The following is a 14025-nucleotide window of genomic DNA, read 5'->3' on the forward strand; positions in this document are numbered from 1 at the left end:
ACCCACCCTCCAAATACCGTATCCTATCACAACCCCACCCCCACCACCCGCCCCACACTCGTGGGCGCGACCAACACACCCCCCCCCCCCACTGCCCGTGGGCCTGTGTCTCAGATGACGGACCTCGGGCCGACCTCATCCCGTTGACTCACGACCCTGGTGGGGAGCCCGTGTAGTCGGGTGCGCACCACCAGGTCGTGCAGGGCGTTCACGGCTGCCGGATCTGCGCGTTCGGGCAAGACCGAGGTGTCCCGGGCCGTCTCCAGCTCGGCGCGCAGCCGCGACACGTCGGTAGCGAGCCACCCTGCAACGCCCGCGGGCAGCGGGCCATGCTCGGCCTTCCGTTTGGCGGCAATGAGATCCGGGACGTAGGACAACCTCGTCCCCAGCACGGCAAGGTTCGTCTCTACGCGGCCGGTCCGCATCAGGTGGATCCCGGTGAGCAGGACCCGCAGCGTATAGAGCGCGGGCTTGAGCTGCCCGGTCCTGGCGTGCAGCCTCTCCTGAGTGGCCGCGAAACCGAGGTAGTGGTGCGCATGGTGACGGGTGACCAGTCGCGGGGCCAGGGCGATGAGTTCGGCGTGCACCGCAGTGGTCACCACCACCAGCGGTGACAGCAGCTGCTCCAGGACGTACCCGTTGCGGCTGTTCAACAGCTTGGCGAACTTCAGCAGATCGTGGCTGACCACGTCCAACTCGACGCCGTCGCGCACGCTCATGTGTTGCAACGTCTGCGGACCGGTGCGCAACCCGACGACCTCCTCGGTCGGGAGCAGGTGCACGGCACGCAGATCCAGATCGGAGTCGATGGACGCGAATCCGTACAGATGCGCACCGCTGACGGTGGCGAACAGCAGCGGACGGGGCAGGTCGCGGGCTGCCTCGGCGGCCCACGACGGCACCTCGGTGGTCACTACAGGTTCCTCTCCCGTACGGCCGCGAGCAGCCGATCCACGTCAACCTGGTCGGGCTGATCGGGCAGCACGGTGGTGGCGGTCGCGTCGGCGAGCTCGACAAGTAGGTCCGCCGCCCAGGCGGCAACCTCATCCCAGGGCAGCTCGCCGCGCCGCACCGCGAGCAGCCGGTCGCGTAGGTGACTAACGTCGACCAGCACCTCCCCCGTACGCAGCACATGCGCCCCGGCGATCAGCAGCCGGATCATGTGCATGGCCTGCTTGTGATTCGTCTCGCCGGTCCGCTCGCGGCGGGCCGCCACTCGGTTGAGCTGATCGCGGGCGTAGTTGCCGTAGGTCTCCGCCACCCGCCTCGACAGGAACGCCTGCCGTGCTGCCAGCAACCATTCCCCGTCGACGGTGATCGTCTCGACCAACGGGGACCAGAGCACCTCCAGAACTGTCGGGTTGCCCTGCAAGGCCAGGACGCAGAAGCGTTCGAACTCCCAGGAGAACTGCTCCGCCGCCGGACCGTCGAGGTGGGTGGGCGGCTTGTCGAGGTGCCAGAACGCTCGTGTGGGCGCTACATACACACCACGCCGGTCGTAGTCGGAGGCCAGGTCGTGCAGCCCGTACGCCCGGGACCCGACCACAACGGCGAGTGCCGTATGCCGCTCGACAAGCTCGATCACGCCCGGGACGCTACCCAATCACCGTCCCGCACGCGCCACCCTTTTCGAACACTCAGCGTCGGTGACCTCGAACTGAACGACGGACGTCATTATTGGTAGTACTGCACGACGCAGAACTCGTTGCCTTCCGGGTCGGCCATCACCAGAACCGCGCCTTCCGGGTAGTCGTGCCGTTCGCCGGTCCACCGGCCGCCCAGCGCCCCGACCCGGTCCACCGCTTCACCGGCGTCGGCGACAGCGATGTCCACGTGCAGACGCGCCTTGCCTACCTTGGGCTCCGGTACCGGTTGGAACGTCAGCACCGGCCCGCCGTCGGTAACGATGACTCGCCGCCAGCCGGGTAGGGACTCCGTCACCCGGCCACCGAGCACGGCGGACCAGAAGTCAGCCAGCTTCTGTGGGTCTTGACAATCTATCGTGACGCCGGCAAATCGGCCCAAGGTCGTCGTCATGGGCCCCAACGTAGCCGTGCCACAAGACCCTTGTCAGGGAGCACTCAACTCGGCAGATCAGTACACCGGCTTGGACCTACCGGCTCACAGCGCAGCGCTCAGCTGAGGCCGTCGGATGAACTGTCGGTCGCGGGCGGTCACCGAAGCGGTTGGGCCTGCCGCTCGAAGGACGACATCGAGGACCAGGTCGGGATCCGCTACGTAGGCGCCGCTGGCCCATGCGGCGTTTGCCTCGATCACGGCCCAACGACCGTCGACCAGCCCTACGTCGACGACGATGGCGGAGGGCAACGTGTGCCCGTAGCCGGCGATGAGATCGGCGCCGAAGGCTAGCGCGTCGGTCGACGGAGGGCCGAGGTGCAATCGGCCGTGCGCGGCGTACTGACTGCCGGCGTAGACAACAGCGTCGAGCACGTGTAGCCGGTACTCGGCGGTGAAGTCGACGATGTCGCTGACGAGCACTGGAGTCCGCCGGTCGACAGCATCCGGGCCGGGCAGGCGGGAGCCATCCGTGTAGATCATCGCCGGGATGTTCTTGTCATTGGGCGACTTGATGAACGCCGGTCGACGGAGTTCGTAGGCCTCGCCGATGGCGACCAGGGTGATGTCGCGGCGGGTAAGTTCACGAGGAAGCCCAGTCAGCCAACCAGGTTCCGCTTCCAGCGGCGCGATCCCAAGCAACGGTGCGACGACATCGGCGAAGGTCGGTCCCGCATGAAGGTGATCAGCACGCAGCCCGGCGGGCACCTCGAAAGAGCCGAGCTGGACGGTGTGTATTCCGCGTCGATGAGCGGCGGCGCGCAAGCTCCGAGCCGAGGCCGTCAGACGCGGCGGCAGGACAAGTGTCACGGCTGATGATCCTGCCCCGATACGCCGTCACAGTTACAGCGGTTATCAGGCGTCCGGTGCCGCCGGCCACTATGCGACGCCGGGGGTGGGGACACCGGTTCGAACCGCCTCGGGAAACCTCTCGATTCGACCACCGGGGATCGACCACAATGCCACAGTGGATCGCGAGCGCCTGGTGAAGTTGAGCAAACGGATGTCGAAGGCCCTCCGGCACGACCCCGGCCGGGCCGGCCTGGTGCTCGACCCGGCCGGTTGGACTCCCGTCGACACTCTGCTCGCCGCCCTACGGATCGAGCGGGCCGAGCTGGACGCGGTCGTCGCCGGCAACGACAAGCAGCGGTTCGCTGTCGAGCGCGGCACCGACGGTGTGCTGCGAATCCGGGCCAACCAGGGCCACTCGGTCCCGGTGGACCTCGGACTGCCCTCGGTGACCCCACCGGACCGGCTCTATCACGGCACCAGCGCCGACGCGCTGGAGTCGATCCGGGCCACCGGCCTGCACCGCGGCGGCCGGCACCACGTCCATCTCTCCACCGACACCGAGACCGCCCATCGGGTCGGTGCCCGGCGGGCCGGTCGGGTCGTGATCCTCACCGTCGACGCGGCGGCGATGGCCGCCGACGGGCACGTGTTCCACCGCAGCGCGAACGGCGTCTGGCTGACCGACGCGGTCCCTGCCAGCTATCTGCTCGACTGAGCCCTGGCCTGGCCCGGGCCGCCGCGAGGGAGGCTGACGGCTATGCGAGCAGGCGCCGTTCGTGTGCTGTTCTCCTCCTCATTCGAATTCCTCGACGAGCCGCACGTCGGGCGCGGCGTCCGGGTGCAGGAAACTCAGCAGCGCGGCACCCTCGGCGGTCACCGCGTCGCGGTCGGCGGCCGTCAGCGGTACGAAGAGCCGAACGGTGAGCGCCGCGGCTGCGACCGTCCACGCTCCCGCCGTGAACCCGTCGACCAGTACCGCTCTGGGGACCGGACCGTGCCGGGTCACCGCCCGGTTGCGGAACTCGTCGGTGAGCACCCGCGTCCGGTCACGATAGGACAGCAGCAGGTTGTCGAAGTCGTACAGGTACCGCACCGGTGCCGGGGTGCCCGGGTCGGGCCGTGGCGCGTTGGGCAGGTCGACGTACCCGCCGGGGAACGTCCGCAGCCGCGGCCGGAGCCGGTCGACCACCTCGGCGAGGTGGGTGAGGCCGCTCCAGGTCTGCGCGTCGGCCACTGTCGCCGGGCCGTACGCGCCCAGGTAACGCAGCACCAGGTCATCGATCGTCATTGGGTGCAGCGGCGGGTCCGCCCAGACATCGAGCGGCGCGTGCACGGTACGGCCGCTACAGCCCCACACCCCGCGAGGCGGCGTCTGCACGAGCGGAAGCAGGTTACGGGCCGCGTACGCGAGCGCCGCCGCGTTGTTGTCCGGCCACCGCCGTAGCAGGGCGGCGCCCGTCTCGGCGGGCGTCATCGCCCGCTCGGCGAGCAGGTCGTGCGCGTGCGCCGCCACCGCACCGGTGTCGAGCCCGCGCATCCACCGCCCGTGGGTGTGGTTGGCGAACAGGTCCCGGTCCAGCACCGGCTGTACGAGCGGCCGAATCCGCGCGGCCTCCGCGGCACCGATGACGTGAATGGTGGACCGCATCAGCGCGATCCTCACCACCGCCCGGCTCTCCAGCAGCGTCGCGATGTCAACCGCCCGGAAGTCGGCGAGCCGGCTCCACAGTCCTGCGTACCAGGTGTGCGGGGTTTGTGCCTGCAGCCCGACGAGGTGGGCGAGGGCCGCTGGGACGCTCATGTCGGAGCGGCGCAGGAGCAGCTGGCGGTCGAGCGTGGCCCGGTTCATCGCCCGGCGATCCATCAGCGCTTCTCCCACGCCCGCCGGTCGTACCCGTGCTGCCAGCACCCGGCCAGGACACGGACCCGGGCCGGCGGCACACCGTCGTCGCCGACGCCGGGCAGATCGTCGACCCATCGGGTACGGGCCAGCCGGTTGGTGAGGTCGTCCCGCGGAATATCGGTGCGGAACTCGCGGATCTCGGTCATGCCGTGAACTCTCTCAGCGTCGAGGAGTGGTTCCCAAGTACTGACCGCGCAGGCCGCCATGCGGGAACGGTGCCTCAGTCTCACGCTCGCTGACGGATTTGCCTACAGGCATTAGGCAGGAGCATAGTTGTTGTAGGCAGATAGGAGGGCGTGATGGACAGACCAGGACTGACGCCGGAGCGTCTGACCCGAGCGGGGGCGGAACTGGCCGACGAGGTCGGCTTCGACCAGGTCACCGTCTCGGCGCTCGCTCGGCGGTTCGACGTCAAGGTCCCGAGCCTGTACTCGCACCTCAAGAACTCACAGGACCTCAGGATCCGCATCGCGCTGTTCGCGCTGGAGGAACTCGCCGACCGCGTCGCCGATGCCGTCGCCGGTCGGGCCGGCAGGGACGCCCTGGCCGCGTTCGCTGACGCCTACCGCGACTACGCCAGGGAACACCCGGGCCGTTACGCCGCCGCCCGGCTCCGGCTCGGTCCGGAAACGGCGGCCGCGAGTGCCGGCGTCCGGCACGCGCAGATGGCTCGGGCGATCTTGCGGGGTTACGGGTTGGACGAGCCGGACGCGACCCATGCGGTCCGGATGCTGGGCAGCGTCTTCCACGGCTACGTCAGCTTGGAGCTGGCCGGTGGTTTCGAACACAGCGCTCCCAACGCGCTGGAATCCTGGGAATGGATCGTGGATTCGCTCGACGCGGTCTTACGCAACCGCAGCACTCGCTGACCCGACGACGGCCGCACCACCGCCAGCGGCTTCCAGCGCGGCGCGCCGATGAACACCGAGATCTCGATCGAGAGGCTTGAGGCAATGCCCACCGAACACCAGTGGATCACCACACCGGTCACCGCGGACCTCGTGCGCGGCTTCGTCGATCTGGAGGCGACCGCGCGCGGTCTACTGCCGCATCGGCTGACCGCCTGGGCGCGCCAACAGATCCCCGACGACCAACTGGCCATGGCCGAGGCTCCACGGCGACCGCATCACCCCGGACACTGTGGGGTGCTGGAAGGACTGGGCGACCGGTTGGGACCCGAAGCAGCAGGGCGACGGCGCGTACCTCTTCCGGTACACATCGAGCCGGGGCTGGCGCATCCATGGAGCGGGCAGCGCGTTCAACTGCGCGGACCTGGGAATCACCAGGGACCCGGACGACCCGCCACCGTTCTGCTATTGAGCAGCGGATACCGGTGTTCGGGCCGCGTCGGACAGCGGCGGTCGACCATTTTCTCGCGGTCGGCTGGCGGCAGGGTCAGGGGCGGCCGTGCTCAATCTGGTGTCGGGCGCGGGAGCGGGCGGCGGCGGCCGGGGTCGAGCCGGCGGCGCGGGCGGTGCGCAGGATGTCGGTGAGGGTGTCGGCGATGCCGTGGACCCGGGCGGTGGCCTGGGCGGACGTTTCCCGGTGTAGCTCGATGGCGGTGGCGTGGATGATGCCGCCGGCGCTGACGATGATGTCGGGCGCCCAGAGGATGCCGTGCTGGTGCAGCAGGTCGGCGGTGGCCGGAGTGTCGAGTTGGTTGTTGGCCGGTCCGGCGATCGCGGCGCAGCGCAGTGTCGGCACTGTGTGCGCTGTGAGCAGACCGCCGAGAGCGGCGGGGACGAGCACATCCACGTCGGCGGTCAGGCAGTCCTGCGGGCTGGCCCAGGCGGCACCCGCTGTGTCGGCGAACGTTCGCCTGCCCTCGTCGGTGTCGGCGGCCACCAGGGTCGCGCCGGCGTCGGCGAGTATGCGCAGCACGTGGCTGCCGACGCGGCCGAGGCCGAGCACGGCGAAGCTGCGCGTGGACAGGTCGGCTGACCCGAATCGCTCGGCGCACAGGGCATGCAGCGCGGCGACGACGCCGACCGCGGTGTGGCCGGAGGAGTCACCGCTGCCACCGGCCTGCACCGGTCGGCAGAACGCGTGCGGGGTCCGCTCGGCGATCGTGACCATGTCGTCCGGTCCGGTTCCCACGTCCGGGCCGGTGGCATAGGCGCCATCCAGGCCGGCGATGACGTCGCCCACGTCGTGCAGCACCGCCCGACGGGCGGCCGCGTCAAGTGTCCTGCCCGGGGGCAGTGCGATGACGGTCTTGCCGCCGCCGTTGGGCAGCCCAGCCAACGCGCACTTGTCCGACATCGCGGCCGACAGCCGCAGCGCGTCGGTGAGCCCGTCGCGCCAATGCGGGTAGTGCGCGAGCCGGCAGCCGCCGATGGCCTGACCGAGCGCTGTGGAGTGCACCGCGACGACGATCGGCAGGCCCGACCGTACGCCCCGCCTGAGGACGACGTGTTCGTGCATGGACTCGGTGTCGAGATGGGTCGCGACCATGATGGCTCCTGTCGTGTGCTCGCCGAAACGAGATCGACAGTAGGCAGCTGCGCGGCACTGACCGGCTCAAAGCGAACAACGTTCGGAGAAATGGCAAGATTTCGGTCGTGGACGAACTTGATACGGCGATCATCCAGCACCTGCAGACACATGCGCGGCAGACCAACCGCGAACTGGCCCGGGCAGTCGGCATCGCGCCGTCCACCTGCTTGGAACGCGTGCGCGCACTACGGGAACGCGGCGTGATCACCGGCTACCACGCCGAGATCAGCCTGGCCGCCCTCAACCGCGGCGTCCAAGCATTGCTGCACGTTCAGGTCCGGCCCCTGAGCCGCACCGTCATCGACGGCTTCAAGAAATATGCGATGGAGCTGCCCGAGGTGCTGTCGGTGTACGTCGTGGCCGGCGGCGACGACTTCCTCGTCCACGTCGCCGTACCCAGCGTCGACGGCCTGCACTCCTTCCTCATGGACAAGTTCAGCGGTCGCCGCGAGATCGTCGGGTTCCGCAGCTCTGTCATCTATCAACACGCCCGAAAGCAGGTCATCGAACCGCTTGACCCGTAACGCTCGTTCGGTGCGCCCATGCCTACCTCGCCGTCGGACCTCGGCACCTGAACACTTTCCCGCCTGATCGGCAATGTCAGGTTGAAGCGCGGATTTTTGCCGAGGAGGGCCATGGCTTCGGATGCGGATTTGATAGGCCGGTCGCTGGATGGCGATGTCGACGCCTTCGTAGAGGTGGTCGAGCGTCATGAGGCCGCCGTCGGTTCGTACCTCGTTCGCCGGGTTGGGCGGGATGCGGCTGAGGACCTCCTGGGCGAGGTGTGGGTTGCGGCGTTCGAGTCGCGGCGCTCGTACGACCGGTCGTACAACGATGCGCGACCGTGGCTGTACGGGGTGGCATTGAATCGCTTGCGGCGCTACTGGCGGTCCCGGCCGGCCGAGGACCTGGTCGCGGACGTACCGGACGTGGCTACTGGATGGGATCCGTGGTCGGCGGTGGACCTCGGCGTGGACGCCCGGGCGGTGCTCCGGTCGGCCCTGACGCGGCTCAAACCCGAAGAGCGGGAGGTCCTGAGGCTCGTCGCCTGGGAGGACCTGACCGCAGCCGACGCCGCGCGGGCACTCGGCATACCGGCCGGCACCGCGCGGCGGCTGCTGAGCCAGGCCAGGACGGCATTGCGCGACGCCCCGGGGGTGTCCGCGCTTCTGAAGGACCGCAACAGCGCGAAGGAGAGACACCGATGACCGACGAGCTCGATCTGGTCGGTGCGTTGGGCAGCGCGGAACCACTACGCCCGGAGGCGTATCAGCGGGCGCGGGCGGTGCTGCGGGCGGCCATGGCCGACCCCGGAACCGTGCGGCTGCTGGGGGCGGTATCAGCGGAGGACACGACTATGGAGGCGACTTCAACCATGGAAACGACGACAACCACGCGGGAGCAGCGCCGCCGCCGGGTCGGTATCGCGGGCCGATTGGGCATCGGCGCCGGGGTGGGGGTTGCCGCCGCGGCGGCAGTCGTCGCTGTGGTGCTCAACTCGTCGGCGACCGGGGTCACGGAGGCCAGCAAGGATTCGTCGGCCGCCACCTCAAGCTCGACCACCGTCGACCGGCCTGCCGAGCGCGCGCCGCTGATGACCCTGGCCGGGTCCATCAAGACGCTCACCCCGTCAGCGGGCGACGCGTGGCTGGTGAAGGCGACGCAGGTCCACGGCACCAAGACCATGCAGGTCGTGTACACGCTGTACACCGACGGTCACGCGATCTATTCGGGCAACAGCGTGCGGGACATCAAGCGCGCGATCGCCCGTCATCAGGATCAGATGACGGACGGCGGCTACGCTCCGCTCCTCAAGGCAGCCGTCGCCGCAGCGGACAGCAGCCCGGCCGACGGCCGGACCCAGATGCTCAAGGCAGCCGAGGACCCGCTGGTGGGCCTCGACCCCGCAGCGCAGAAGGCGGTGTGGGACAAGCAGCAGGCGGACGCCCAGGTGATCATCAAGCAGAAGGGCGGCAACGCCGAGCCGAAGCCGTACAGCCCTCAGGCCGTTCAGCGGCACTTCGACAATGCCCTGTGGACATTCAGCATCGAAGCGCTGTCCGCTGGCGACGGCAACACGCAGGTCCGGGCCGGTGTGCTGCGTCTGCTGTCCACCATCGCCGCGGTCAGCGTCAAGGACTCGACCACCCACGGCAAGGCCACGCTGACGATCACCGCCGGCCCCGAGGTGTTCGGCGGCGAGGTCAGCGAGGTGCTGACCATCGACGCCACGACCGGCATGCTGGTCAAGCACGTCTCCACCGTGCCGGACCTCCCCCGGGCCTCCACGACGTACGAGTCCTCCCGGGTGACGACGGCCGACCTGTAGGCCGGGAACTCGAACCCAACAGCGTTCTGCAGACGGGCGTAACGCGCCCAGCGTTCGATAACGGTGCGGGCCACCTGGAGGTGGCCCGCACCGTCGTTCTGTTGTTCGCACGGCCAATGTTCACCCGACAGAAGGCTGCTCACCATGCGGCTGGCACAGACCATGTGGGGCATCAGCCGGCATTAACATTCACTCGCCTCGAACTGCGGTCCGATTCGGGTCATGGCCGGCAATTCGGCCGACGCGGCGCTCTCCCGGGCGCCCTTCCTCAACACTGAAGGAGTCGATACGTGCGGAAAGCATTCAGCATGCTCGTGGCGCTGCTGATCATCACCGGCTCCGCGCAGGCCGCGCAGGCGGATGCGGGGCCGGTGACGAGACTGACGCTGACGAGCGGGAACAACTTTTACTCAAGAGTCGAGGAGCGCCTCCTGAGCCGAACGGTCACGCTCTCGGCCGGAGAGTCGAGGCACGTACGGGGCCGTCTTGAGGCGACGAGCAGCGTCACGCAGATCGTGGCGATGAACAACACGCTCAAGTGCGTGGACGCAGCCGGCACCGTGGTCGGCACCACCTCAACGTCGTCCCGCAACCACGAGGGCTCGGACACCACGTACTACGCCACGCCTGGGCATCTGCCGATCTACGCCGACCTGCTGTTCACCGCGCCGTCGGCCGGCACCTACACCTGCGGCCTCTACGGATACACGGCCTCCAGCTCGCTCACCGATTACCATCTGACCGCCGTCGCCACCAACACCTGGCTCGAGGTGAGCGACACCAACCAGGTGGGCGCACGCTGGTGGCAGAACCCCTCCTGCAACAGCACCGGGACGTCCAGCACCTGCACCTACGTCGGCGCGGGCACCTCCACGGCCTGGGTGTTCTACAACGACGGCACGCCCGTGTACAAGTGGAACGCTCACAGCAACGCCACCAGCGTCCAGGCGCTGGCCAATCTCGAGCTCACTACCTGCTACACGGGTACCGCCTCGTGCAACAGCAGCGTCGACGCCTACGAAAAGCCGCGCGGCACGAACGCTGTGGTGGATGTGCGCTTCGAGATGATCCAGCTGGACACGACGGCGCACACCTGTCGCACGACGAGCACGGCGACGTCCCGCAAGACGATCCGCGACGACGCGCACCACTACGTCACGAACTTCGCCCTGTCCGGCATCCCGGTCGACCCGACCTGCGGCACCCGTAACTTCATCATGCGGATCTTCGTGCAGCACGTCTCCGGCAACCCGATCAAGATCGATGGCGTACAGAGCACCACGTCGCTCACGAACGGCATCGCCATGAACATTTTCTGACGGGTCGCACGGTCGTACACCGGTCCAGGAGCCCTCCGCGTGGGGGCCCTGGACCCGTTTCGTGTCTGGACGAATGAAACAAGTCAGACTATGTCGTTTATCAATGCGTGGGACATCGCCGCCGCGATCGGGACTATACGATCACCGCACCATCCGGGCACCTTCCACTAAGGAGGCTCCATGCGTAAAAGCATGGTGTTGCTCTGCTGCCTAGTCACCACGATCGCGGTCACATCGTCCCCCGCTCAGGCGAAGGAGTCTTCGGCCGGGCCGGCCCCGCAACCCGGCTTTGCCGCAGCAGTCGACGTCGAGGCGATGACCGCGCAGTTCCACCGACTGGAAGCCGCTGCCGCCGCGCACCCCGACGGCGCGGGCGGCACCTATTTCGACGAGGTGACCGGTCAACTGGTCGTCCGCCAGGTACAGAACGCCGACGGTGCCCGGCTTCGCTCCGCGGTCGGCTCCCGCTCGCGACAGGCGGGAGAGGTCCCGGTCCGGTTCGAGACCACTGCGGTACCGATCAAACGGCTGGAAGCCGCAGCCGAGCGGCTGGCAAACAGCCGCGCCTGGGCTGGCTCCCACGCCGCCAGCGTTGACCGTGTGAAGCTGGACCGCCTGGCCGGAGAGGTCGTCATCCACGCTTCCGGGGACGCGGACGCACTCGTCGCCGCCGCCGTCAAGGCTACCGGCGTGACTCCCCGGGTATCGGTCTCGCAGGCCGGGATCACGCCCGCCAGCCGCCGGGTTGACACCATCCCGTACTACGGCGGGTTGGCGATGTTCAACTACAACGTCACCGCCGCGGGGGACAACCCGCGTAGCGTGAACGCGTACTGCACGACCGGCTTCCGGATGACTCGCGGGGGAACGAACAGCAACTGGGTGACGACCGCTGGGCACTGCGGTGCCAATGGCACCACCTTCTGGCACAACGGCGGCTGGAACCTCCGCGTCAGCTCGAACTACCTGGCCCTGGGCACGGACGTCTCCATGGTCGCCGGCGAGAACGGGGCCTACTTCAGCCGGTACTCCTGGTTCGGCGAGCGCGACACGTCGACAGCCAACCCGGTCACGGCGAAGCTGACCGGGTGGCCCGCCATCGGCTCCGCCGTCTACATTTCCGGCTCCAACGGCGGCCTGGTGTACGGCAAGGTCACCGACACCGGCAACACCGGATGCAGCGGCTCCCCGGTGGTGGAGGTCGACACCGTCACCGGACACGCGCAGGACGGTCCCGTGCTCGGCGGTGACTCGGGCGGACCGGTGACGAGGTGGAACACCGCCACCTCAGCAACGAACGACCTCGTCGCCGAGGGCAGCGTCACCTGTTCCGACCGTAGTAGTTACGCCGAGTTCGACCCGATCCACCGCATCGAGGCGGCGACGGGCGCCGTCGTCGTGGTCGCCGGAACCTGACGGAAGCTTGTGCGGGCGGTGTGCTGACTGACGCCGCCCGCACACCACCGCGACGTTCTCACCGCCCAACGCCGTGAACGCGCACCCGTACGCCGGCCTGCCGGGGGCACCTGGCGGGGGCCGCACTGTCGTCAGCGAGCATATTTTTCGATGGCGGCCGGGGTCACTGGGGTGAAAAAGTTGACGAGGTTGCCGTCGGGGTCGCGGAACAGCAACGACCGGTTGCCCCAGGGCATCGTGGTGGGCTCGTTGACGAAGTTCTCGACGAAGCTGGCAAGGTTCTGATGCGCGCCATCCACGTCGTCCACGAGGAATTTGATGATGACGGTACGGTTGTCGGCCGGACGGGCGGCGCCAGGCGCGAACAGCGGGACGGTGCGGGTGCTGCCGATCGCGAGGGTCGCGGTCGTGGTCCTGACCTCGGCGAAGTCCTCGTTGGCCCAGCTCGCCTGCACTCCCGTGGCTCGCTCGTAGAAGTCGACGAGGCGCGCGACGTCGTCCGTGATGATGCGGGTCGAGACGAAGTTCATGGTGATCCCCTTGTTCCGGTGGAGCCGTTCTACCTCGCATGCTAGGACCAATACCGGACAGAAACGGTCCACATTTGCGCTATGTTCCACGCATGGCTCGACCTACCGCTCGCGTGCTCACTCTGCTGGAGCTCCTACAGTCGGGCGGCAGCCGGACGGTGGCCGAACTCGCCGACCGGCTCGGCGTCGACGGGCGCACCGTGCGGCGGTACGTGGACCACCTGATCGAGCTCGACGTGCCCGTCGAGTCGGTGCGGGGCCGCTACGGCGGGTACCGGCTCGCTGCCGGATACCGCATGCCTCCGCTCATGCTGGGCGACGACGAAGCACTCGCCGTGCTGCTCGGCCTGGTCGCCGGTCGCCGAGCGGGGTTGATGACGGCGACGGGCACGGCGAGTGAGACGGCGGCGGCGAAGATCCGGCGGGTACTGCCCAAGCGGCTCGCCCACAGGCTCGACACTGTGCTCGAATCCCTCACCTTCACGGCTCCGCCCGGCGAGTTCGCCGTCCCGGAGACCGTGATCCTGCTCTCTCTCGCCGATGCCGTGCACCATCGTCGGCCGGTCTCGATCACGTACACCGCCGCCGACGGGCGGCACAGCGAACGCACCCTGCACCCGTACGGGCTCGTCGCCCACTCGGGCCGGTGGTACGTCACGGGCGCGGATCCCGAGATCGGCGAAGACCGGACGTTCCGGTTGGACCGCATCGCAGACGCGAGGACCCTGCCCGGCGCGTTCGAGCCGCCCGCCGGACTCGATCCGGCGCAGCGCGTCCTCTCAGGGCTCGCCAAGGCTCCGTACCGGCATCAGGTGACACTCTGGATCCAGGGGACGGTCGAGCAGATCCGCACCCGATTTCCCGCCAGCGTCGCGAGCGTGGAGGAGCCCTCGTCCGGGGGAGATGCAGATCCGGAGACCGAGCGCTGGCTCCGCGTCGAGCTGTGGGCGGAGCGGCTCGACTGGTTGCCTCCGTTGCTCGCGTCGCTCGACCAGCCGTTTGTCATCGAGCGACCGGATGACCTCCGCGGTCTCGTCATCGCGCTCGCCGACCGGCTTGCGACCTCCGCCCGAGCAGTCCGCCTCACGCATAACGGCAGCCCGTGATGGCCGTGCGCTGGGCGCGGTGAACAACACGGCCAGGCACGGCAGGCCGCCGCCGCCC

General features: G+C 68.7%; 17 protein-coding genes. 9 read left to right on the forward strand and 8 right to left on the reverse strand.

The features are described 5' to 3' along the window. Positions 1-110 precede the first annotated feature (110 nt). The 4 genes from AB0B48_RS01285 to AB0B48_RS01300 form a co-directional block, all read right to left on the reverse strand. Positions 111-914: a nucleotidyltransferase domain-containing protein gene (locus tag AB0B48_RS01285; protein ID WP_357194168.1), complete on the reverse strand. Its 804-nt coding sequence runs from the start codon at positions 912-914 to the stop codon at positions 111-113. Next, the gene (locus AB0B48_RS01290) at positions 914-1585 is read right to left on the reverse strand and encodes a nucleotidyltransferase domain-containing protein (RefSeq protein ID WP_357194171.1); all 672 of its coding nucleotides are present in this window, start codon (positions 1583-1585) and stop codon (positions 914-916) included. Before AB0B48_RS01290 ends, AB0B48_RS01285 begins: the two co-directional genes overlap by 1 nt. 89 nt (positions 1586-1674) lie before the next feature. Continuing rightward, entirely contained in the window at positions 1675-2037 is a 363-nt protein-coding gene (locus AB0B48_RS01295) for a VOC family protein (RefSeq protein WP_357194174.1), read from the reverse strand. Between the two features lie 84 nt (positions 2038-2121). Next, positions 2122-2886, reverse strand: a complete 765-nt coding sequence (locus tag AB0B48_RS01300; RefSeq protein ID WP_357194177.1) for an ATP-grasp domain-containing protein — start codon at positions 2884-2886, stop codon at positions 2122-2124. 157 nt (positions 2887-3043) lie between these two features. Between AB0B48_RS01300 and AB0B48_RS01305 the strand changes: the two genes are divergently transcribed. After that, complete coding sequence (locus AB0B48_RS01305) at positions 3044-3583, forward strand: RNA 2'-phosphotransferase (RefSeq protein WP_357194180.1); 540 nt, start codon at positions 3044-3046, stop codon at positions 3581-3583. A gap of 78 nt (positions 3584-3661) precedes the next feature. Here AB0B48_RS01305 and AB0B48_RS01310 read toward each other — a convergent pair whose 3' ends face one another. Continuing rightward, positions 3662-4732 carry a winged helix DNA-binding domain-containing protein gene (locus AB0B48_RS01310; RefSeq protein WP_357194183.1) on the reverse strand — a complete coding sequence of 357 codons (1071 nt, stop codon included), beginning with the start codon at positions 4730-4732 and terminating at the stop codon, positions 3662-3664. After that, a complete protein-coding gene (locus AB0B48_RS01315; RefSeq protein ID WP_357194185.1) occupies positions 4732-4917 on the reverse strand; it encodes an epoxide hydrolase N-terminal domain-containing protein in 186 nt (61 codons plus the stop codon). The genes AB0B48_RS01310 and AB0B48_RS01315 overlap by 1 nt, the downstream gene beginning before the upstream one ends. Before the next feature lie 153 nt (positions 4918-5070). Here AB0B48_RS01315 and AB0B48_RS01320 point away from each other — a divergent pair, with 153 nt between their 5' ends. Then, on the forward strand, positions 5071-5640 hold the full coding sequence (locus tag AB0B48_RS01320) for a WHG domain-containing protein (protein ID WP_357194188.1): 570 nt from the start codon (positions 5071-5073) through the stop codon (positions 5638-5640). Between the two features lie 271 nt (positions 5641-5911). Then, complete coding sequence (locus AB0B48_RS01325; RefSeq protein WP_357194191.1) at positions 5912-6091, forward strand: hypothetical protein; 180 nt, start codon at positions 5912-5914, stop codon at positions 6089-6091. A 75-nt stretch (positions 6092-6166) separates the two neighbouring features. Here AB0B48_RS01325 and AB0B48_RS01330 read toward each other — a convergent pair whose 3' ends face one another. Next, positions 6167-7225: a Glu/Leu/Phe/Val dehydrogenase dimerization domain-containing protein gene (locus tag AB0B48_RS01330; RefSeq protein WP_357194194.1), complete on the reverse strand. Its 1059-nt coding sequence runs from the start codon at positions 7223-7225 to the stop codon at positions 6167-6169. Positions 7226-7332: 107 nt separating this feature from the next. Here AB0B48_RS01330 and AB0B48_RS01335 point away from each other — a divergent pair, with 107 nt between their 5' ends. The 5 genes from AB0B48_RS01335 (at position 7333) to AB0B48_RS01355 (ending at position 12331) form a co-directional block, all read left to right on the forward strand. Next, a complete protein-coding gene (locus tag AB0B48_RS01335) occupies positions 7333-7791 on the forward strand; it encodes an Lrp/AsnC family transcriptional regulator (RefSeq protein WP_357194196.1) in 459 nt (152 codons plus the stop codon). Between the two features lie 111 nt (positions 7792-7902). Beyond that, positions 7903-8475, forward strand: a complete 573-nt coding sequence (locus AB0B48_RS01340; RefSeq protein ID WP_030328480.1) for a sigma-70 family RNA polymerase sigma factor — start codon at positions 7903-7905, stop codon at positions 8473-8475. After that, a complete protein-coding gene (locus tag AB0B48_RS01345; protein WP_357194200.1) occupies positions 8472-9596 on the forward strand; it encodes a hypothetical protein in 1125 nt (374 codons plus the stop codon). The genes AB0B48_RS01340 and AB0B48_RS01345 overlap by 4 nt, the downstream gene beginning before the upstream one ends. Positions 9597-9904: 308 nt before the next feature. Then, positions 9905-10915 carry a hypothetical protein gene (locus AB0B48_RS01350; RefSeq protein ID WP_357194203.1) on the forward strand — a complete coding sequence of 337 codons (1011 nt, stop codon included), beginning with the start codon at positions 9905-9907 and terminating at the stop codon, positions 10913-10915. Positions 10916-11095: 180 nt separating this feature from the next. Then, positions 11096-12331, forward strand: coding sequence for a hypothetical protein (locus AB0B48_RS01355; RefSeq protein ID WP_357194206.1), 1236 nt, complete (start codon positions 11096-11098; stop codon positions 12329-12331). A 131-nt stretch (positions 12332-12462) separates the two neighbouring features. On the opposite strand, the gene AB0B48_RS01360 is transcribed toward AB0B48_RS01355, so the two are convergent. Then, positions 12463-12861, reverse strand: a complete 399-nt coding sequence (locus AB0B48_RS01360; RefSeq protein WP_357194209.1) for a VOC family protein — start codon at positions 12859-12861, stop codon at positions 12463-12465. Positions 12862-12953: 92 nt separating this feature from the next. Between AB0B48_RS01360 and AB0B48_RS01365 the strand changes: the two genes are divergently transcribed. After that, positions 12954-13967, forward strand: coding sequence for a YafY family protein (locus AB0B48_RS01365; RefSeq protein ID WP_357194211.1), 1014 nt, complete (start codon positions 12954-12956; stop codon positions 13965-13967). Positions 13968-14025: the final 58 nt, after the last annotated feature.

This window comes from Micromonospora sp. NPDC049089, assembly GCF_040648775.1.
Taxonomy (GTDB): domain Bacteria; phylum Actinomycetota; class Actinomycetes; order Mycobacteriales; family Micromonosporaceae; genus Micromonospora.